This is a genomic window from Pseudomonas sp. LY-1, assembly GCF_053502595.1.
In genome coordinates, this window is sequence record NZ_CP094353.1 from 6250640 (window position 1) to 6272000 (window position 21361).

A 21361-nucleotide genomic window follows, 5' to 3' on the forward strand; every position below is an offset into this window, starting at 1 on the left:
CTTAGCGCCCCGCTGTCAGCAGGGTTTCGACTTGCGCCAGGCGCTCCAGCGTGCCGACATCGATCCAGCGTCCCGTCATGTGTTCTCCCGTTACTTGACCTTGCGCCATGGCCGCGCGCAACAGCGGCGCCAGCTTGAAGGCACCGGTGCTGCAACCCGCGAACAACTTGGGGTCGAGCACTGATATGCCACTGAAGGTCAGGTTATCGGCACCGGGCGCCGCATCATGAAGCACACCATGATCCAGGTGGAAATCCCCGCCCGAGGGGTGATGCGCCGGGTTATCGACCATCACCAAGTGGGCCAGGCCCTGGAGCGGGCGCTGGAGTTGGGCGAAGTCGTAATCGGTCCAGATATCGCCATTGACCACCAGAAAGGGTTCACCCCCCAGCAACGGCAGCGCCTGGAAAATCCCGCCGCCGGTTTCCAACGGTTCGCCCTCGGGGGAGTAGCGGATGCGCAGGCCAAACTGCGCACCGTCGCCCAGGTAGTTTTCAATCTGCTGGCCGAGCCACGCATGGTTGATCACGACATCGGTGAACCCGGCCCTGGCCAGCGCCTCCAGGTGATACTCGATCAGGCGCTTGCCGCCCGCCTGCACCAGCGGCTTGGGCGTGTGCAAGGTGAGCGGGCGCATCCGCTCGCCTTTGCCGGCCGCCAGGATCATCGCCTTCATACGCTCGCCTCGGCGGGTTGGCGCAGGCTGGCCAGCAGCTCCGCCAGTTCGCCCAACTCCGGACGGTCCGCCAGTACCGCTTCTATATAGGCAAAGAAGCGCGGCACGTCGGCCAGGTAGCGTGGCTTGCCGTCGCGGTGACAGATGCGCGCGAAGATACCGATCACCTTGAGGTGACGCTGCACGCCCATCAGGTCGCTGGCGCGCAGGAAGTCGTCGAAATCCGCCTGCACCGGGATGCCCAGGGTTACGGCGCGCTGCCAATAACCGCGCTGCCATTCGCGCACGCGGGCCTGGGGCCAACTGAGGAACGCGTCCTTGAACAGGCAGGTGATGTCGTAGGTCACCGGGCCGTAGACCGCGTCCTGGAAATCCAGCACACCGGGGTTCGGCGCGCTGATCATCAGGTTGCGCGGCATATAGTCGCGGTGTACCAGCACTTTCGGCTGGGCCAGGGCGCTGTCGATCAGGCGCTCGCTGACACGCTGCCAGAGCGCCTGCTGGTGCGCGTCGAATTCGACCCCCAGGTGGCGGCGCACGTACCATTCGGGGAAGAGTTCCAGCTCGCGGCGCAGTAAAGCGACGTCATAGCTGGGCAGCGGCGCGTCCATCGGCAACTGCTGGAAAGCCAGCAAGGCGTCGATGGCATCGGCGAACAATTGATCGGCATTTTGCTCGTCAATCACGTCCAGGTAGGTTTTTCTGCCCAGGTCGTTGAGCAAAAGAAAGCCGCGCGGCAAATCTTCTGCATAAATTTTTGGCACATTGATTGCCGATTTCGCCAGTAAATCGGCGATATCGACGAAAGGTTTGCAGTTTTCCTGGGGGGGTGGAGCGTCCATCACCACGAAAGTATGCGCCCCACCTTCCCAGCGGAAGTAGCGCCTGAAACTCGCGTCGCTACTGGCCGCGGTCAATGTGGCCGGGGGTACGGCGCCCCAATCCTGAGCGTTGAAGAGGATCGGCAACTGCTCATCCAGCCAGACTTTCAGCTGTTGTAAACGTAGATCTTGCTCGGGCATTACAAGGGTCTCCGACGGCGCTAGCCGTCAAGCGGGTCATGCTTTATTATCACGCATCTTTTTCAGACCATCGAGAGGCGTGCGGCCCACACCGCGGGCAGATGGCACGCAGGAAGCCCGGACTAATAAGATGGCATTGAAATCCCCCGCGTTTCGTAGAAAATTTCCGTTGCTGGTAACCGGCAGTCTGCTGGCCATGCAACCTTTCGCCACCTCATTCGTGGTCGCCGCGGAACAGTATGACTGCTCAGTCTCTGCTTCGGGTGCCTGGGATTGCGCGCCGAAAACCGCCGCCGCCCCATTGCCACCGCGCCCGGTGCATGACGGTGCAGCCGTCAGCTCGGCCAACGGCACGGCGCAAGCCAACGCTGAAGGCGGCACCGAGGCCGAGCCGAAGACCATGCTGGTCACCGAATCCAAGGGCCGTGGCCTGCGTTCGCGCAGCGCCGACTACAGCCACTTGGACTGGGTGCCTCGCGAGAAGCTGACCGCCGCCCAACTGGCGGAAACCGGTCCTTATTGCTCCGGCGCGTACATCGAGCCGATTCGTCCTGGCATGAACGACAAGACGAACAAGAGCGATGCGCCGACCTTCATCGGCGCCAAGGCCTCGCGTTACGAGCAGGAACAGCAGGTCGCGACCCTGGCCGGTGACGTCGTCATGCGCCAAGGCAGCATGCAGCTGGAGTCTGAAGAAGCCAGCCTGTACCAGGCCGAGAACCGTGGCGAGCTGAACGGCAACGTCCGCCTGCGCGACAACGGCGCGCTGATCGTCGGCGACCACGCCCAGGTCCAGCTCGATACCGGCGCGGCACAGATCGACAACGCCGAATACGTGATGCACAAGTCACGCATCCGCGGTAACGCGCTGTACGCCAAGCGCGCCGAAAACGCGATCATCCGTCTCAAGGACGGTACGTACACCACCTGCGAGCCAGACAGCAACGCCTGGCAGCTCAAGGGCAACAACATCACGTTGAACCCGGCCACCGGTTTCGGTACGGCCACCAACGCGACGTTGCGGATCAAGAACATCCCGATCCTGTATACCCCTTACATCTATTTCCCGATCGACAACCGTCGTCAATCCGGCTTCCTGCCGCCGAGCTTCAGCACCGGCAGCGAGACTGGCTTTACGCTGGTGACGCCGTACTACTTCAACCTGGCACCGAACTACGACGCCACGTTGTACCCGCAATACATGACCAAGCGCGGCTTGTTGATGGAAGGCGAATTCCGCTACCTCACCAAATCCAGCGAAGGCCAGTTCGGCGGCGCGTACCTGAACGACGACAACGACGAACGCAGCAAGCAGACCGATTACGAAAAAACCCGTTATATGCTCAATTGGCAGCATAAGGGCGGGTTGGATTCGCGCCTGACGACTCAGGTGGATTACACCAGGATCAGTGATCCGTTCTACTTTCAGGATCTGAAGTCATATGAAGAAGGCGTAGAGAGCCGAGACTTCCTCAACCAACAAGGCTCTTTGACCTATCGTGGCGACTCTTACCAGGCGCGCCTGAACGTCCAAGCGTATCAATTGGCGACGATCTCCCAAATCACGCCTTATGACCGACTGCCTCAGATCACTTTTAATGGCGCTCTGCCGTATCACCCCGGCGGCCTGAACTTCTCTTATGAGACTGAAGCTGTACGGTTTGATCGAGACCTCAGAAGCGGCAATGTCACCAATGAAGATGGTGGCCCGTTCAATGCGGATGGTACGGTAGGTGAGCGTCGTCTGGACACCTACGTCACAGGCCTGACCCGTGCAAACGGTACGCGCTTGAACGCGGCTCCCGCCGTCGACTACCCGATGAACTGGACCTACGGCTTTATTACGCCGAAGTTGAAGTACGTCTATACCAAGTACGATTTGGACTTGGATAGCAGAGGCAAGAACGACATTATTACCGCGCAAGCGAATGCAACCGCGACTAATCCGTATGCAGGCGGAGTATTCAAAAGCTCGCAAGACCGCGCAATTCCAATCGCCAGCGTCGACAGCGGCCTGTACTTCGACCGCAACACCAACTGGTTCGGCAAAGACTATCGCCAAACCCTCGAGCCGCGCGCGTTCTACCTTTATGTTCCGAATAAAGACCAGAGCGACATCCCGGTTTTCGACACCAGCGAATACTCGTTCAGCTATGCCTCGCTGTTCCGTGACAACCGCTTCAGCGGCACCGACCGGATCGGCGATGAGAACAAGCTGTCCCTGGGTGTCACCAGCCGTTGGATCGAAGAAAACGGCTTCGAACGCCAACGCGTCAGCGTCGGCCAGGCCCTGTACTTCAAGGACCGCGAGGTTCAGCTGCCCGGCATCCTGGCGGCCGACCGCGCCGACGCCCAGAGCGACGTTTCGCCGATCGCGCTGGACTACGAGTTCCGCTTCAACCGCGACTGGCGCGCCACTGCCGATTACAACTGGGACACGGAAAGCCACGCCCCACGTTCCGGCAGCGCGATGTTCCACTACCAGCCGGAAGACAACCCGAACAAGGTCGTCAACCTCGGTTATCGCTATCGCAACGACCAAGTGGTCTACAACCAGCTGACCGGTAAATGGCAGTTTGGCGGCGACTACGGCACGGAAGGCCAACCAAACTTCGTGAAGGATTACTACAAAATCCAACAACACGACTTCTCGATGATGTGGCCGATCATTCCCCAGTGGAACATGATTACCCGCTGGCAGTACGACTATGCCCGCAACCGTACCTTGGAAGCCTTCGGTGGCTTCGAGTACGACAACTGCTGCTGGAAACTGCGCGTCATCAACCGTTACTGGGTTTCCAACGACGAATACAGCCAGATCGCCCCGCTTAACGAAAAGGGTGACCACGGGCTCTTCTTCCAGATCGTCCTCAAAGGACTCGGCGGCCTGACCGGCGCCAAGGTAGAGAGCTTCCTCGACAAAGGCATTCAAGGTTATCGTGAACGTGAAGATCAAGCTTTCTGATTGTCTGCGCCCGCTCGTGCTGGGCGCGCTGTTCCTGGGTACCGCATCGGCGCATGCCGCGGTTCAACAGCTGGATAAGGTCGTGGCCATCGTCGATAACGACGTGATCATGCAGAGCCAACTGGACCAACGGGTCAAGGAAGTTCAGCAAACCATCGCCAAGCGTGGTGGTGGTGTGCCGCCTACCAGCGTCCTGGACCAACAGGTGCTGGAGCGCCTGATCGTCGAAAACCTGCAATTGCAGATCGGCGATCGTTCCGGCATCCGTATTTCGGACGAAGAACTGAACCAGGCTGTCGGCACGATCGCGCAACGCAACAACATGAGCATCGATCAGTTCCGCGCCGCCCTGGCCCACGACGGCCTGTCCTATGAGGACGCGCGTGACCAGATCCGCCGCGAAATGATCATCAGCCGTGTGCGTCAGCGTCGTGTGGCCGAGCGGGTTCAGGTCTCCGAGCAGGAAGTGAAGAACTTCCTCGCATCGGACCTGGGCAAGATGCAGCTCTCCGAAGAACTGCACCTGGCCAACATCCTGATCCCGACCCCGGACAGCGCCAACTCTGAGCAGCTCAATGCAGCCGCCGCCAAGACCCAGGCTATCTATGATCGCCTGAAGGCCGGTGCCGACTTCGCCCAGATGGCAATCGCCCAATCCGGCAGCGACAACGCCCTGGAAGGCGGCGATATGGGCTGGCGTAAAGCCGCTCAATTGCCACCGCCGTTCGACCGTGAGCTGAGTGCCATGGAAGTGGGAGGCATTACCCAGCCAGCCCGCACCCCAGGCGGCTTCATCATCCTCAAGTTGCTGGAACGTCGCGGCGGCGAGACCTCGCTGAAAGACGAAGTCCACGTTCGTCACATCCTGGTTAAACCAAGCGAAATCCGCACCGAAGCGCAAACCAAGGAACTGGCCCAGAAGATCTATGACCGCATCGAAAGCGGCGAAGACTTTGCCACCCTGGCCAAAAGCTTCTCGGAAGACCCGGGTTCCGCCCTCAACGGTGGCGACCTCAACTGGATCGACCCGAAAGCATTGGTGCCGGAGTTCCAGGAAGTGATGGCCAAGACCCCGCAAGGCGTACTGTCCAAACCGTTCAAGACGCAATATGGCTGGCATGTACTGGAAGTCCTTGGCCGCCGCGCCACCGACAACACCAGCCAGGCCCGCGAACAGCAAGCCCTGACCGTCCTGCGCAACCGCAAGTACGATGAAGAGCTGCAAACCTGGCTGCGTCAGATCCGTGACGAAGCCTACGTAGAAAACAAACTGCCAGGCGCCGAGCAAACAGGCACCAACCAGGCAAACCAGTGAAACCCCAGCGTTTCGCGGTGACACCCGGCGAGCCGGCCGGCATTGGTCCAGACCTGTGCCTGCTGCTCGCCTCGCAGCCCCAGCCACACACCCTGATCGCCATTACCAGCCGCGACCTGCTCCTTGAGCGGGCCGCGCAACTGGGCGTGGCCGTCAAACTGCTGGACGTTGCGCCGGGTAACTGGCCCGACCTGCCGGCTCCCGCGGGCAGCCTGTATGTGTGGGATACCCCGCTGCAGGCCAAGGTGGTCGCCGGGCAACTGGACAAGGCCAATGCGGCCTTTGTGCTGCAAACCCTGACCCGTGCCGGGCAAGGGTGTATCGACGGCGACTTCGCCGGCATGATCACCGCCCCCGTACACAAGGGTGTGATCAACGAATCCGGCATCGCCTTTTCCGGCCATACCGAATTCCTCGCCGAACTGACCCACACCCCCCAAGTCGTGATGATGCTGGCCACACATGGCCTGCGCGTCGCCCTGGTGACCACGCATTTGCCGTTGCGCGATGTGGCCGATGCCATCACCGTCGAACGCCTGGAGCGCGTCACGCGCATCCTGCATGCCGACCTGCAACAGAAATTCGGCATCGCCCAACCGCGCATCCTGGTCTGCGGGCTCAACCCCCACGCCGGTGAGGGCGGCCACCTGGGCCATGAAGAAATCGACATCATCGAACCCACCCTGGAGCGTCTGCGCCAAGACGGCATGGACCTGCGCGGCCCATTGCCCGCGGACACTCTGTTTACCCCCAAATATCTGGAGCACTGCGACGCAGTGCTGGCGATGTACCATGACCAGGGGCTGCCCGTGCTGAAATACAAAGGCTTCGGCGCCGCAGTCAACGTGACGCTGGGCCTGCCGATCATCCGCACTTCCGTCGACCATGGCACCGCCCTGGACCTGGCGGGCAGCGGCAAGATCGATACCGGCAGCCTGCGCGTGGCCCTGGAAACCGCCTATCAGATGGCCGAGACCCGTATATGACCGAGCACTACCAACACCGGGCGCGCAAGCGCTTCGGGCAAAACTTCCTGCACGACGCTGGCGTGATCGACCGCATCCTGCGCTCCATCCATGCCAAGCCCGAAGACCGTCTGCTGGAAATCGGCCCGGGCCAGGGCGCACTGACCCAAGGCCTGCTGGCCAGCGGCGCGCAACTGGATGTGGTTGAGCTCGACAAAGACCTGATCCCGATCCTCAATCAGCAGTTTGGCGGCAAGTCCAACTTCATCCTGCACCAGGGCGATGCGCTGAAGTTCGACTTCACCAGCCTCAATGCCGCGCCCAACAGCCTGCGGGTGGTGGGTAACCTGCCGTACAACATCTCCACGCCGCTGATCTTCCACCTGCTGAACAACGCAGGGATCATCCGCGACATGCACTTCATGCTGCAGAAAGAAGTGGTTGAGCGCTTGGCCGCCGGCCCTGGCGGCGGCGATTGGGGCCGCCTGTCGATCATGGTTCAGTACCACTGCCGCGTCGAACACCTGTTCAATGTTGGCCCGGGCGCGTTCAACCCGCCGCCGAAGGTCGATTCAGCCATCGTGCGCCTGGTGCCTCACGCCGTGCTGCCGCACCCGGCCAAGGATCACAAACTGTTGGAGCGCGTCGTGCGCGAAGCCTTCAACCAGCGCCGCAAGACCCTGCGCAATACACTCAAAGCGCTGTTGAGCAACGCCGAGATCGAAGCCGCTGGCGTCGACGGCAGCCTGCGCCCGGAACAACTGGACCTGGCCGCATTCGTGCGCCTGGCCGACCAGCTTGCGATCCAGCCGCCGCCCGTCGCGGACTGAAGCCCGCCCTGCACCAGGCCCGACAGCATGTCTGGCCTAGTGCCCGCCTCTTGGCCTAGACTGATCCGCATCTGCTGTCCTCCGCTTTTGCTTTTAAGGCCTCTTGCATGTCCGATCCTCGCTACCAGATCGACGTCAGCGTCGTTACCCGCTTCCTGGCGGACCAATCGCAACCTGAACACAACCGTTTCGCCTTTGCCTACACCATCACGGTGAAAAACAACGGGCTGGTGCCGGCCAAGCTGCTGTCACGCCACTGGGTGATCACCGACGGTGACGGTCAAGTGGAGGAGGTGCGGGGTGCCGGCGTGGTCGGCCAGCAACCGCTGATCGATATCGGCGCCAGCCATACCTACAGCAGCGGCACGGTGATGACGTCCAAGGTCGGCACCATGCAAGGCTCGTATCAGATGAAAGCCACTGACGGCAAACTGTTCGACGCGATCATCAAGCCATTTCGCCTGGCCGTGCCCGGAGCCTTGCACTGATGGCAACCTATGCGGTCGGCGACCTGCAAGGCTGCCTGCAGCCCCTCAAGTGCCTGCTCGAGCGCGTGGCCTTCGACCCGGCGAACGATCGCCTGTGGCTGGTAGGCGACCTGGTCAATCGTGGCCCCGAGTCCCTGGAGACCCTGCGCTACTTATATGGCCTGCGCGATTCCCTGGTGTGCGTACTGGGCAACCACGACCTGCACCTGCTCGCGGCCGGCAGTAACATCGAGCGCCTGAAAAAAGCCGATACCCTGCGGGAAATCCTCGAGGCCCCGGATCGCGCCGACTTGCTGGACTGGCTGCGCCGGCAAAAGATCATGCACTACGACGAACAGCGCGACATGGTGCTGGTCCATGCCGGCATTCCACCGCAGTGGACGCTGAAAAAAGCCCTCAAGTGCGCCGCCGAAGTCGAAAGCGCCCTGGCCGATGACAACCTGTACATCGCCTATCTCGACGGCATGTACGGCAATGAACCGGTGAAATGGGACAACGACCTGACGGGCGTCGCCCGCCTGCGCGTGATCACCAACTATTTCACACGCATGCGCTTCTGCACCGCCGACGGCAAACTGGACCTCAAGAGCAAGGAAGGCGCCGACACTGCACTGCCCGGCTACAAACCGTGGTTCGCCCACAAGGAACGCAAGACCCGCGACACGAAGATCATCTTCGGTCACTGGGCGGCCCTCGAAGGCAAATGCGATGAACCCGGCGTGTTCGCCCTCGACACCGGCTGCGTGTGGGGCGGCGCCATGACCCTGATGAACATCGACACCGGCGAGCGCCTGAGCTGCCAGTGCCCTTCCCCTCTTCCCGTGACCCCGTCGGTTGCCGCGAAGCGCTAGACGCCGCTTGCAGCCAAACCCAAGGAGCCCGCCATGAGCGAATTCAAACGTATCCCTCCCGAACAAGCCCAGGCCCTGCGCGAACAAGGCGCGGTGGTGGTGGATATTCGTGATCCGCAGGCCTACGCCCTGAACCACATCAAAGGCGCCCGGCACCTGGACAACCACAACATCGCCGATTTCATCCGCGCCGCCGACCTCGACGCGCCGGTGATCGTGGCCTGCTATCACGGCAATTCCAGCCAGAGCGCGGCCGCCTATCTGATCAGCCAGGGCTTCTCCGACGTCTACAGTCTGGACGGTGGCTTTGAGCTGTGGCATACGACCTATCCTGCAGAAATTGCCTCCGGCGATTCGCAATAATTTTTTTCACACCCCGCCACCCCGCGTGACGCTTGGGCTTGCGCCGTTTCTGACGAACGGCGCACCCAAACTAATTGCGTATCCCTCCTTTACCTCGCGGATTCCGAACTATCCTTAAGCGCAGGCCATCCGAATCAGGGGAGAGCCGGTACACCGGCGTGCGGGTCATCGGTAGCGTTTCAGGGTGTTCTGGGGGGAAAACGGCCATTGGCGTTCGTCAATGACTGCCAGCATCGACTGATTGATCCGGCGTCGGCTCCACGTATCGAGCGAGGTGACGACGTCATGAGTATTTTTAGCCACTTCCAACAACGTTTCGAGTCCACGCAGCAGGAGGAACTCACACTGCAAGAGTATCTCGACCTGTGCAAGCGTGACCGCAGCACCTACGCGTCTGCCGCCGAGCGTTTGTTACTGGCGATTGGCGAGCCGCAGTTGGTGGACACCTCCAACAACTCGCGTCTGTCGCGAATCTTCTCGAACAAGGTGATCCGCCGCTATCCGGCCTTTGAAGACTTCCACGGCATGGAAGAATGCATCGACCAGATCGTCTCCTACTTCCGGCACGCCGCCCAAGGCCTGGAAGAGAAGAAACAAATCCTCTACCTGCTCGGCCCGGTTGGCGGCGGTAAATCGTCCCTGGCCGAAAAGCTCAAACAACTGATCGAGAAAGTGCCCTTCTACGCCATCAAGGGTTCGCCGGTCTTCGAGTCGCCCCTGGGCCTGTTCAACGCCACGGAAGATGGCGCGATCCTCGAAGAAGACTTCGGCATCCCACGGCGCTACCTCAACACCATCATGTCGCCCTGGGCCACCAAGCGCCTGGCCGAGTTCGGCGGTGACATCAGCCAGTTCCGCGTGGTGAAACTCTACCCGTCGATCCTCAACCAGATCGGCGTGGCCAAGACCGAGCCGGGCGATGAGAACAACCAGGACATCTCGGCGCTGGTGGGCAAAGTCGATATCCGCAAACTGGAAGAATTCCCACAAAACGACGCCGACGCCTACAGCTACTCGGGCGCACTGTGCCGGGCCAACCAGGGCCTGATGGAATTCGTGGAGATGTTCAAGGCTCCGATCAAGGTCCTGCACCCACTGCTCACCGCAACCCAGGAAGGCAACTACAACAGTACCGAAGGCCTCGGCGCGATTCCGTTCACCGGGATTCTGCTGGCCCACTCCAACGAATCGGAATGGCACACCTTCCGCAACAACAAGAACAACGAAGCCTTCATCGACCGGATCTACATCGTCAAGGTGCCGTACTGCCTGCGGGTCAGCGATGAAATCAAGATCTACGACAAGCTGCTGTTCAACAGCTCCCTGGCCAAGGCCCATTGCGCGCCCGACACCTTGAAGATGCTCGCGCAATTCACCGTGCTGTCGCGCCTCAAGGAGCCGGAGAACTCGAATATCTATTCGAAAATGCGCGTGTACGACGGCGAAAACCTCAAGGACACCGATCCGAAGGCCAAGTCGATCCAGGAATACCGCGACACCGCCGGCGTGGACGAGGGCATGAATGGCCTGTCGACGCGCTTCGCGTTCAAGATCCTGTCCAAGGTGTTTAACTTCGACCCTCACGAGATCGCCGCCAACCCGGTCCACTTGCTCTATGTGCTGGAGCAGCAGATCGAACAGGAACAATTCCAGGCCGAAACCCGCGAACGCTACCTGCGCTTCCTCAAGGAATACCTGGCGCCGCGCTATATCGAGTTCATCGGCAAGGAAATCCAGACTGCCTACCTGGAATCCTACAGCGAATACGGCCAGAACATCTTCGACCGCTACGTGCTGTATGCCGACTTCTGGATTCAGGACCAGGAATACCGCGACCCGGAAACCGGCGAAATCCTCAACCGCGTAGCCCTCAACGAGGAACTGGAAAAGATCGAAAAACCCGCCGGCATCAGCAATCCGAAGGATTTCCGCAACGAAATCGTCAACTTCGTGCTGCGTGCCCGCGCCAACAACAACGGCAAGAACCCCACTTGGCTCAGCTACGAGAAGCTGCGGGTGGTCATCGAGAAGAAAATGTTCTCCAACACCGAGGATCTGCTGCCGGTCATCAGCTTCAACGCCAAGGCCAGCAAGGAGGATCAGCAAAAACACAACGACTTCGTTACACGGATGGTCGAGCGTGGCTACACCGACAAACAGGTACGGCTGCTCTCCGAGTGGTATCTGCGGGTGCGCAAATCGCAGTAAGGCAGCGACGGGCGTGTACTGCCGGGCCCACGGCCTGGCAGTCGACCGCTTGTCTCTAAGCTTCCAGCTCGCGGCTTGAAGCTTGTAACGTGAAGCTGCCCGGAGGGCTCCCCATGAGCTATGTGATCGACCGACGCCTCAATGGCAAGAACAAGAGCACGGTAAACCGTCAACGTTTCCTGCGGCGTTACCGTGACCACATCAAAAAGGCCGTTGAAGAGGCCGTCAGCCGCCGTTCCATCACCGACATGGAGCATGGCGAACAGATCAGCATTCCCGGACGGGACATCGACGAACCGGTGCTGCACCACGGCCGGGGTGGCAAGCAGACTGTCGTGCATCCGGGCAACAAGGAGTTCACCACCGGCGAACACATCCAGCGCCCCCAAGGCGGTGGCGGCGGCAAGGGCCCCGGCAAGGCGGGTAACTCCGGCGAAGGCATGGATGAGTTCGTCTTCCAGATCACCCAGGAAGAATTCCTCGAATTCATGTTCGAAGACCTCGAACTGCCCAACCTGGTCAAGCGCAACCTGACCGGCACCGACACGTTCAAGACCGTGCGCGCCGGGATCAGCAACGAAGGCAACCCTTCACGGATCAACATCATCCGCACCCTGCGTTCGGCACACGCCCGGCGCATCGCCCTGTCCGGCAGCAGCCGCGCCAAATTGAAGGAGGCCAAGGAAGAGTTGGCGCGTTTGAAACGCGAAGAACCGGACAACTTCGGCGATATCCAGGAAATCGAGACAGAAATCGAGAAACTCAGCGCGCGCATTCACCGCGTGCCGTTCCTCGACACCTTCGACTTGAAATACAACCTGTTGGTCAAACAACCCAACCCAAGCTCCAAGGCGGTGATGTTCTGCCTGATGGACGTGTCCGGCTCCATGACCCAGGCCACCAAAGACATCGCCAAGCGCTTTTTCATCCTGCTGTACCTGTTCCTCAAGCGCAACTACGACAAGATCGATGTGGTGTTCATCCGCCACCACACCAGCGCCCGGGAAGTCGATGAGGAGGAATTCTTCTATTCACGGGAAACCGGCGGCACCATCGTCTCCAGCGCGTTGAAACTGATGCAGGAAATCATGGCCGAGCGCTACCCGGCCAACGACTGGAACATCTACGCGGCGCAGGCCTCCGACGGCGACAACTGGAATGACGACTCGCCGATCTGCCGCGACATCTTGATCAACCAGATCATGCCATTCGTGCAGTACTACACTTATGTCGAGATCACCCCCCGTGAGCACCAGGCGCTGTGGTTCGAATACGAGCGCATCGGCGAAGCCTTCGCCGACACGTTCGCCCAGCAGCAATTGGTCTCGGCCGGCGATATCTACCCGGTCTTCCGTGAACTCTTCCAGCGCAGGTTAGTGACATGACCGCCAAAGAGCATAAACGCCAACCCATTTCCACGGGGTCTGAGTGGACCTTTGAACTGATCCAGGCCTACGACCGGGAAATCAGCCGCATCGCGGCCGGTTATGCCCTGGACACCTACCCCAACCAGATCGAAGTGATCACCGCCGAACAGATGATGGATGCCTACGCCTCGGTAGGCATGCCCCTGGGTTACCACCATTGGTCCTACGGCAAACACTTCCTCAGCACCGAAAAGTCCTACAGTCGCGGCCAGATGGGTCTGGCCTACGAAATCGTGATCAACTCCGACCCGTGCATCGCCTACCTGATGGAAGAAAACACCATCTGCATGCAGGCGCTGGTGGTGGCTCATGCCTGCTACGGGCATAACAGTTTCTTCAAGGGCAACTACCTGTTTCGTACCTGGACCGACGCCAGCTCGATCATCGACTATCTGGTGTTCGCCAAGCAGTACATCATGCAGTGCGAGGAGCGCCACGGCATCGATGCGGTGGAAGACTTGCTCGACTCCTGCCATGCCCTGATGAACTACGGCGTCGATCGCTACAAACGCCCGTATCCGATTTCCGCCGAAGAAGAACGCCTGCGCCAGAAGGAGCGCGAGGAACACCTGCAGAAGCAGATCAACGACCTGTGGCGCACCATTCCCAAACGCGCCGATAAAAACAGCGACAAGGACAATGCGCGCTTCCCCGCCGAACCTCAGGAAAACATCCTGTATTTCCTGGAAAAGCACGCGCCCCTGCTGGAGCCGTGGCAACGGGAAATCGTGCGTATCGTGCGCAAGATCGCCCAGTACTTTTACCCACAGCGCCAGACCCAGGTGATGAACGAAGGCTGGGCGACGTTCTGGCACTACACCCTGATAAACGACCTGTACGACGAAGGCCTGGTCACTGACGGCTTCATGATGGAGTTCCTCACTTCCCACACCAGCGTGGTGTACCAACCCGGCTTCGACAGCCCGTATTACAGCGGCATCAACCCGTATGCGCTGGGCTTTGCGATGTACCGCGACATCCGGCGCATGTGCGAAAACCCCACTGAGGAAGACCGCCACTGGTTCCCGGAAATCGCCGGCACCGATTGGCTTTCCACCATCAAGTTCGCCATGAGCAGCTTCAAGGACGAGAGCTTCATCCTGCAGTACCTGTCGCCCAAGGTGATTCGCGACCTCAAGCTGTTCAGCATCCTCGATGACGACCTCAAGGACGACCTGGTGGTACCGGCCATCCACGACGAGCCCGGCTACCGCACCATTCGCGAAACCCTGGCGGCGCAGTACAACCTGGGCAACCGCGAGCCCAACGTGCAGATCTACAGCATCGACGTGCGCGGCGACCGCTCGCTGACCCTGCGTCACCAGCAGCACGACCGCAAACCCCTGGGCGACTCCACCGAGGAAGTACTCAAGCACCTGCATCGGCTGTGGGGGTTCGACATCCACCTGGAAACCCTGCAGGGCGATCAGGTGATGAAAACCCACCACGTCCCCCCACGCAGCGATCACAACGATAACGACTACGGCCGCCTGGACCTGGCCGTCGTTCATCTCTGAAACGGCAAAGCCGCCATTGGCCGGGCACAGGCGTTATCCTGTGCGGCTAATGGAGGCTTTTTCATGAAAATCTACAAAGTCGGCGGCGCGGTGCGTGACCGCCTTCTGGGCATCAAGGTCACCGATATCGACCGTGTCGTCGTCGGCGCAACGGCCGAGGAAATGCTCGCCAAGGGCTATAAACCGGTGGGCGCGGACTTCCCGGTATTCCTCGACCCGAAAAACGGCGACGAGTACGCCCTCGCCCGTACCGAGCGCAAGAGTGGCCGGGGCTATGGCGGCTTTGTGTTTCACGCCAGCCCCGACGTCACGCTGGAAGAAGACCTGATCCGCCGCGACCTGACCATCAACGCCATGGCAGAGGACGACGACGGCAGGCTGACCGACCCCTATCACGGCCAGCGCGACCTTGAAGCCCGCGTTTTACGCCACGTTTCCCCGGCGTTCGCCGAAGATCCCCTGCGCGTATTGCGGGTTGCGCGCTTTGCTGCGCGCTACGCCCACCTGGGTTTTACAGTGGCGCCACAAACCCTGGACCTGATGCGTCAACTCAGCGAATCCGGTGAACTCGAAGCCCTGACGCCGGAGCGCAGTTGGAAGGAAATTTCCCGTGCCCTGATGGAAGACCAGCCCCAGGTATTCATCCAGGTGCTGCGCGATTGCGCCGCACTGAAAACCTTGATGCCGGAAGTCGACGCCCTGTTCGGCGTGCCGCAGCCCGCAGCCCATCACCCCGAGATCGACAGCGGCGTTCACACCTTGAGCGTGCTCGAACAGGCCGCCTTGCATCACCAACCGCTGACAGTGCGCTGGGCCTGCCTGCTGCATGACGTCGGCAAAGGCCTGACGCCTGTGGATAAGTTGCCACAGCATATTGCCCATGAGCAGCGCGGCCTGAAGCTGATCAAGGCGGTCAATGAACGCTTCAAGGCGCCGAGGGACTGCCAGGAGCTGGCGCTGCTGGTGGGCCAATACCACACCCATGGGCATCGCGCGCTGGAGTTGAAAGCCTCGACATTGCTGGAGTTGCTGCAGAGTTTTGACGTTTACCGGCGGCCGCAGCGCTTTGAAGAGTTTGTGGTCGCCTGTGAAATGGACGCCCGCGGCCGCAAGGGCTTGGAACAACGCAGTTATCCACAGGCGGATTATTTACGCGGCGCCGCAAAGGCCGCGCGCGAGGTCGCGGTGGCGCCGTTGCTGGAGAAGGGTTTCAAGGGCCCCGAACTGGGCGAGGCCCTGAAGCGCGAACGGCTCAAGACCTTGAAAGCCTACAAGGAACAGCACGCCCTATAGCAGCGCGCTCGGCGTCAGTTGCTGGCCCCGCCATTCGAATCCGACGGGCGCCAGCACCTGATCGATCTGTGCATCCCGCCACAGCTCAGCCAGCGTCTTGCCCACTTCAGGGTGTACACGATCTGGCGCCATCATCGACAACGGCCACAGCACGAAGGCGTTTTTCAGGATTTCTGCACGCGGCAGGATCAGGCCATCGAAGTTGCCCACCAGATCGCCGTACAGCAGCACGTCGATATCCAGCGGCAGGCCCTTGCGATCCGGCGCGTAACGGCCATTGTCGGCCTCGATGGATTTCAGCCGGCGATCCAGCTCCATCAACGACAGGTCGGTATAGGCCGACACCACCAGGTTGAAGAACAGCCCGCTCTTGATGCCCACCGGCTGGCTCTCGAACACCGCCGAGCAGCGCATGTCGATCAAGAAGCCCGCGAGTGCATCCAGGCCCGCGCACAGATGGGGCTCGCGCTCGATATTGCTGCCAAGACCAAGGTAAACCTGAGTTAGCGACATCCGCGCTCGATCTCCACGCCCACGCCCTTGGCGGCCGGCACGGCCCCCGGCTTGGTCAACTTGAGGTGCAGCCAGGGAATCTGGAACTCGCTCATCAGCACTTCGGCCAGACGCTCGGCAAAGGTTTCCACCAACTGGTACTGCGACTGCTCGGCAAAGGCCTGGATACGCGCGGACACACTGGCGTAATCCAGTGCCAGGGTGAGGTCGTCACCCGCAGCGGCCGGGCGGTTGTCCCAGGCGAAACTCAGGTCCAGGCGCAAGCATTGCTTGATGCCGCGCTCCCAGTCGTAGGCCCCGATCACGGTGTCGACTTCCAGGCCTTCGATAAACACTCTGTCCAAGCTCTTCTCCGCAGCACGACAAGGGCGCGATGCCCCGTTAGAATCAGGGCGTCCTCGCCCGGAATAGTTAGCATGTTTTGGTCACTGGCGATTTTCGCCTACCTGCTCGGCTCGCTGTCCTTCGCCATCTTGCTCAGCCGCCTGACGGGAAATCCCGACCCGCGAATGGGTGGCTCAGGCAATGCCGGCGCCACCAACATGCTGCGCCTGGCCGGCAAGAAGCTCGCCGTGCTGACGCTGCTGGGCGACGTGTGCAAGGGCCTGTTGCCCGTGCTGATCGCCAGCCTCGCCGGCCTTAACCTGCAACAGCAAGCCTGGGTTGGCGTGTGCGCCGTCCTCGGCCATCTGTTTCCGTTGTACTTCCGTTTTCGCGGCGGCAAGGGTGTCGCCACGGCGGCCGGCATGCTGCTGGGGATCTACCCTCCGGCGGCGCTGCTGGCCATGCTCGCCTGGCTGCTGACCTTCTACCTGACCCGCACCAGCTCGCTGGCCGCGCTGATCGCCACGCCGCTCACCCTGCCGTTGCTGGCCTGGCAGGAACCGGCGGCGCTGTTGCCGATGAGTGTGCTGACCCTGCTGATCGTCTGGCGCCATCGCGGCAATTTACGCGACCTGTTTGCCGGGCGCGAACGGCATTTTTAAATCCGGCCGATGAATTCCGCTCACCTTGAGCGCCTACAACGGTGACAACTGCTCCATCGGCCAGCGTGCCTGCACGCTGATCGCCAGGCTTTCGTGCTGCCCGGCCTGCAGGCGCTGGCAACCGGCATAAGCGATCATCGCGCCGTTGTCGGTGCAGAATTCAGGGCGCGCATAGAACACATCGCCCTTCATGTCGCCGAGCATTTTTTCCAGGGATGCGCGCAAGGCCTTGTTGGCGCTGACGCCGCCTGCGATCACCAGGCGCTGCATGCCCGCCTGTTTCAGGGCGCGCTTGCACTTGATGGTCAAAGTCTCCACCACAGCCTGCTGGAACGCCAGCGCGATGTCGCAACGGGCTTGCTCACTGTCGTCCCCGGCGCTGACGCTGTGCTGCCAGGTATTCAGGGCAGAGGTCTTCAAACCGCTGAAGCTGAACATCAGCCCCGGGCGATCACACATCGGACGCGGGAAGGTATAGCGACCGGCGACGCCTTTTTCGGCCAGGCGCGCGATTTCCGGACCGCCGGGATAATTGAGGCCCATCATCTTCGCGGTCTTGTCGAACGCCTCACCGGCGGCATCGTCCAGCGACTCGCCCAATAGCGTGTATTGACCGATCCCATCGACCTGAACCAGCTGCGTATGGCCACCCGAAACCAACAAAGCGACGAACGGGAACTGCGGCGGTGTTTTTTCCAGCATCGGCGCCAGCAAATGGCCTTCCATATGGTGTACGCCGAGGGCCGGAATGTCCCAGGCAAATGCCAGCGCCTGGGCGCAAGAAGCCCCAACCAGCAGGGCTCCGACCAATCCGGGGCCGGCGGTGTAGGCGATCGCATCGATCTCGGTCGGCACGCAGCCGGCCTCGTCCAGCACCTGCCGAATCAACGGCAGCATGCGTTTGACGTGATCACGGCTGGCAAGCTCCGGCACCACGCCGCCATAGGCGCGATGCAAGTCGATCTGACTGAACAGCGCATCGGCCAAAAGCCCGCGTTCACTGTCGTAAAGTGCGACACCGGTTTCGTCGCAGGAGGTTTCAAGTCCCAGTACTAGCATGGGTTTGCGCCTTGTAGAGGCTGAATTCGAAGGCGCGCATAATAGTCGCCACTCCCCCTCCCGACTAGCGGTTTTCGATCAGAGGCTTTGCATTCCTGGCAATGAGGGGTTAACATCCGCAACCCTTAAAAACCGACGACCTCAGCCGCGAATTTTTTGCGACGAGAACGTTGATTCCCGGTAATGAAAGAAGGTAGCTCTGGATGCCAGCCGTCAAAGTAAAAGAGAACGAACCCTTCGACGTAGCTCTGCGTCGTTTCAAGCGCTCCTGCGAAAAAGCCGGTGTTCTGGCTGAAGTTCGTAGCCGCGAATTTTACGAGAAGCCAACTTCTGAGCGTAAGCGTAAAGCAGCAGCCGCTGTTAAGCGTCACGCCAAGAAAGTTCAGCGCGAGCAGCGCCGCGCCGTTCGTCTGTACTAATACACAGACGTTCGTAGCAAGCTTCTGCCAAGCCCGGCCCTAAGCCGGGCTGTTGGCATTTGCGGATATCGCTTGATGCTTCACCGTCGACGCCGCCCACGCGACCGAGACACTGCTTCACACGTCAGGACTGGCTCTTCTGCCAGCGGTGCGCGTCTCTTCTGACGAGTCTAACAAGGCTACTGACGAGCACACTTATTTCTTCAAGCAGACGATCGACTGTGTCGGCTGTGCCCATCGATGCGCTTCCGAGGCCCGCCATTGGCCAAGACCGGACGCCGGGGCAACATTTCTTCGCCGAACAGACTGAGTAGAAATTAACGTCAGTGGATGTTCGGCAGATACACTTCCTGACAGCCCAAGCAGACGATTGATGGTCGAGCCATACGATACGTGCGCTTGAGCACTTCACGGGCCCTCATTTCCACGCAGTGATGACGAGAACGCCATGGCCGGGCTGATTCCCCAGAGCTTTATTGACGACCTTCTGAACCGCACCGACATCGTCGATGTGGTCAGCTCGCGCCTGCAAATGAAGAAGGCGGGCAAGAACTACACCGCCTGCTGCCCGTTCCACAAGGAAAAGACCCCGTCGTTCAGCGTCAGCCCCGACAAGCAGTTCTACTACTGCTTCGGCTGCGGCGCGGGCGGCAACGCCCTCGGCTTTATCATGGACCACGACAACCTGGACTTCCCCCAGGCCGTCGAGGAACTGGCCAAAGCCGCCGGCATGGAGATCCCCCGCGAAGAAAGCGGCCGCCCGCACAAACCGCGGCAACCCACCGATTCGCCGCTGTACCCGCTGCTGACCGCCGCCGCCGACTTTTATCGCCAGGCGCTCAAGAGCCATCCGCAGCGCAAAGCCGCCGTCGACTACCTCAAGGGGCGCGGCCTCACCGGCGAAATCGCCCGCGACTTCGGCCTGGGCTTCGCCCCGCCGGGCTGGGACAACCTGTACAAACACCTGAGCAGCGACACCCTCCAGCAAAAAGCCATGATCGACGCCGGCCTGCTGGTGGAAAACGCCGAGACCGGCAAGCGCTACGACCGCTTCCGCGACCGCGTGATGTTCCCGATCCGCGACAGCCGTGGCCGGATCATCGCCTTCGGCGGCCGGGTGCTCGGGGACGACAAGCCCAAGTACCTCAACTCGCCGGAAACCGCAGTGTTTCACAAGGGCCAGGAACTCTACGGCCTGTTCGAAGCGCGCAAGAACAACCGCAACCTCGACGAAATCATCGTGGTTGAAGGCTATATGGACGTGATCGCCCTCGCCCAGCAAGGCCTGCGCAATGCCGTGGCGACCCTGGGCACCGCCACCAGCGAAGAACACTTGAAGCGCCTGTTCCGCGTAGTACCCAGCGTGCTGTTCTGCTTCGACGGCGACCAGGCCGGCCGCAACGCTGCCTGGCGCGCCCTCGAAGCCACGCTGCCGTGCCTGCAGGACGGGCGCCGCGCACGCTTCTTGTTCCTGCCCGAAGGCGAAGACCCGGACACCCTGGTCCGCTCCGAAGGCACCGACGCCTTCCGCGCGCGCATCAACCAGCATGCGCAGCCGCTGGCGGACTATTTCTTCCAGCAACTGACCGAAGAAGCCGACCCGCGCTCCCTCGAAGGCAAGGCGCACATGGCCACCCTCGCGGCGCCGCTGATCGACAAAGTGCCGGGCGCGAACCTGCGCACCCTGATGCGTCAACGCCTGCTGGAAATCACCGGACTGAGCGGCGAAGCGGTCAGCCAGCTGGTCCACAGCGCACCGCAAGATGCGCCGCCGGCCTACGACCCAGGCATGGATTACGACGCCATGCCGGACTATTCCGACTTCCACCAACCGCAGGAGGCCTACACGCCCCAGCAGGAGTGGACACCGAAAAAGCCCGGCGCCGGCGGCAAGAAATGGGACAAGAAGCCCTGGAACAAAAACGGCAAGCGTGGTGACCGCGACGAGGCCTACGCCCCGCGCACCCCGGTGGCCGTAGAGGCGCCGACGCTGATTGCCCTGCGCACGCTCATCCACCATCCGCAATTGGCGGGCAAGGTCGAGAGTGCCGAGCACTTTGCCAACGAGAGCAATACCTATGCCCAGGTACTGATCGCGCTGATCGAGGCGGTGCAGAAAAATCCTAAGCTAAACTCCATTCAGCTGATGGCTCGCTGGCATGGCACCGAACAAGGGCGGTTGTTGAAAGCACTCGCGGAAAAGGAGTGGCTAATTGACGGCGATAACCTTGAACAACAGTTTTTAGACACCATTACTAGGTTATCCGCGGGTCAGCACACGCAGACCCTCGATGAACTCATCAAGAGAGCGAGGCAGCCGGGATTATCGGCTGAAGAGCAAATTCAGATAGCAAAACAGATGCGTGACGTCTTAAAACAGAATGTTTCCGCATCAAACCCGACCTCAGCTGGCGCGTGAGGTCATAGCTCGGGTATAATCCTCGGCTTGTTTTTTGCCCGCCAA

Annotated in this window: 19 protein-coding genes; 14 read left to right on the forward strand and 5 right to left on the reverse strand. The window is 60.8% G+C overall.

Annotation, left to right across the window (positions count from 1 at the left end; translation table 11 throughout):
* Position 1 precedes the first annotated feature (1 nt).
* On the reverse strand, positions 2-676 hold the full coding sequence (gene murU, locus MOQ67_RS28830) for an N-acetylmuramate alpha-1-phosphate uridylyltransferase MurU (RefSeq protein WP_126587656.1): 675 nt from the start codon (positions 674-676) through the stop codon (positions 2-4).
* Positions 673-1698, reverse strand: coding sequence for an aminoglycoside phosphotransferase family protein (locus MOQ67_RS28835; RefSeq protein ID WP_126587655.1), 1026 nt, complete (start codon positions 1696-1698; stop codon positions 673-675). The genes murU and MOQ67_RS28835 overlap by 4 nt, the downstream gene beginning before the upstream one ends.
* 130 nt (positions 1699-1828) lie before the next feature.
* Here MOQ67_RS28835 and MOQ67_RS28840 point away from each other — a divergent pair, with 130 nt between their 5' ends.
* The 11 genes from MOQ67_RS28840 (at position 1829) to MOQ67_RS28890 (ending at position 15920) form a co-directional block, all read left to right on the forward strand.
* Positions 1829-4663, forward strand: a complete 2835-nt coding sequence (locus tag MOQ67_RS28840) for an LPS-assembly protein LptD (RefSeq protein WP_126587653.1) — start codon at positions 1829-1831, stop codon at positions 4661-4663.
* Positions 4638-5978, forward strand: a complete 1341-nt coding sequence (locus MOQ67_RS28845) for a peptidylprolyl isomerase (protein ID WP_026140134.1) — start codon at positions 4638-4640, stop codon at positions 5976-5978. The genes MOQ67_RS28840 and MOQ67_RS28845 overlap by 26 nt, the downstream gene beginning before the upstream one ends.
* Positions 5975-6964 (forward strand): 4-hydroxythreonine-4-phosphate dehydrogenase PdxA, encoded by a 990-nt coding sequence (pdxA, locus tag MOQ67_RS28850; protein WP_046489152.1) that lies wholly within the window; start codon positions 5975-5977, stop codon positions 6962-6964. The genes MOQ67_RS28845 and pdxA overlap by 4 nt, the downstream gene beginning before the upstream one ends.
* Positions 6961-7773, forward strand: a complete 813-nt coding sequence (gene rsmA / locus MOQ67_RS28855; protein ID WP_017847810.1) for a 16S rRNA (adenine(1518)-N(6)/adenine(1519)-N(6))-dimethyltransferase RsmA — start codon at positions 6961-6963, stop codon at positions 7771-7773. Before pdxA ends, rsmA begins: the two co-directional genes overlap by 4 nt.
* 107 nt (positions 7774-7880) lie before the next feature.
* Positions 7881-8261: a Co2+/Mg2+ efflux protein ApaG gene (apaG, locus tag MOQ67_RS28860; protein WP_017847811.1), complete on the forward strand. Its 381-nt coding sequence runs from the start codon at positions 7881-7883 to the stop codon at positions 8259-8261.
* The gene (locus MOQ67_RS28865) at positions 8261-9112 is read left to right on the forward strand and encodes a symmetrical bis(5'-nucleosyl)-tetraphosphatase (protein ID WP_017847812.1); all 852 of its coding nucleotides are present in this window, start codon (positions 8261-8263) and stop codon (positions 9110-9112) included. Before apaG ends, MOQ67_RS28865 begins: the two co-directional genes overlap by 1 nt.
* A gap of 33 nt (positions 9113-9145) precedes the next feature.
* Complete coding sequence (gene glpE, locus MOQ67_RS28870; RefSeq protein WP_102618125.1) at positions 9146-9475, forward strand: thiosulfate sulfurtransferase GlpE; 330 nt, start codon at positions 9146-9148, stop codon at positions 9473-9475.
* A 285-nt stretch (positions 9476-9760) separates the two neighbouring features.
* Positions 9761-11683 (forward strand): PrkA family serine protein kinase, encoded by a 1923-nt coding sequence (locus MOQ67_RS28875; RefSeq protein ID WP_017847814.1) that lies wholly within the window; start codon positions 9761-9763, stop codon positions 11681-11683.
* Between the two features lie 113 nt (positions 11684-11796).
* Positions 11797-13068 carry a YeaH/YhbH family protein gene (locus MOQ67_RS28880; RefSeq protein ID WP_017847815.1) on the forward strand — a complete coding sequence of 424 codons (1272 nt, stop codon included), beginning with the start codon at positions 11797-11799 and terminating at the stop codon, positions 13066-13068.
* Entirely contained in the window at positions 13065-14627 is a 1563-nt protein-coding gene (locus MOQ67_RS28885; RefSeq protein WP_046381856.1) for a SpoVR family protein, read from the forward strand. The genes MOQ67_RS28880 and MOQ67_RS28885 overlap by 4 nt, the downstream gene beginning before the upstream one ends.
* A gap of 63 nt (positions 14628-14690) precedes the next feature.
* Positions 14691-15920 (forward strand): multifunctional CCA addition/repair protein, encoded by a 1230-nt coding sequence (locus tag MOQ67_RS28890; protein ID WP_126587651.1) that lies wholly within the window; start codon positions 14691-14693, stop codon positions 15918-15920.
* Here MOQ67_RS28890 and folK read toward each other — a convergent pair.
* Together folK and folB are read right to left on the reverse strand one after the other, a co-directional pair.
* Complete coding sequence (gene folK, locus MOQ67_RS28895; RefSeq protein WP_046381854.1) at positions 15915-16433, reverse strand: 2-amino-4-hydroxy-6-hydroxymethyldihydropteridine diphosphokinase; 519 nt, start codon at positions 16431-16433, stop codon at positions 15915-15917. The two genes, MOQ67_RS28890 and folK, sit on opposite strands and share 6 nt — an antisense overlap.
* Positions 16424-16777 carry a dihydroneopterin aldolase gene (gene folB, locus MOQ67_RS28900; protein ID WP_026140135.1) on the reverse strand — a complete coding sequence of 118 codons (354 nt, stop codon included), beginning with the start codon at positions 16775-16777 and terminating at the stop codon, positions 16424-16426. Before folB ends, folK begins: the two co-directional genes overlap by 10 nt.
* Before the next feature lie 72 nt (positions 16778-16849).
* Between folB and plsY the strand changes: the two genes are divergently transcribed.
* Positions 16850-17419, forward strand: coding sequence for a glycerol-3-phosphate 1-O-acyltransferase PlsY (gene plsY, locus MOQ67_RS28905; protein WP_046381852.1), 570 nt, complete (start codon positions 16850-16852; stop codon positions 17417-17419).
* Positions 17420-17452: 33 nt separating this feature from the next.
* Here the strand turns inward: plsY and tsaD are convergent, their stop codons facing one another.
* Positions 17453-18478, reverse strand: a complete 1026-nt coding sequence (gene tsaD / locus MOQ67_RS28910) for a tRNA (adenosine(37)-N6)-threonylcarbamoyltransferase complex transferase subunit TsaD (RefSeq protein ID WP_017847821.1) — start codon at positions 18476-18478, stop codon at positions 17453-17455.
* A 203-nt stretch (positions 18479-18681) separates the two neighbouring features.
* Between tsaD and rpsU the strand changes: the two genes are divergently transcribed.
* Both rpsU and dnaG read left to right on the forward strand, forming a co-directional pair.
* On the forward strand, positions 18682-18897 hold the full coding sequence (gene rpsU / locus MOQ67_RS28915; RefSeq protein ID WP_002551877.1) for a 30S ribosomal protein S21: 216 nt from the start codon (positions 18682-18684) through the stop codon (positions 18895-18897).
* A gap of 448 nt (positions 18898-19345) precedes the next feature.
* Positions 19346-21316, forward strand: a complete 1971-nt coding sequence (gene dnaG, locus MOQ67_RS28920; protein ID WP_448675734.1) for a DNA primase — start codon at positions 19346-19348, stop codon at positions 21314-21316.
* Positions 21317-21361 lie beyond the last annotated feature (45 nt).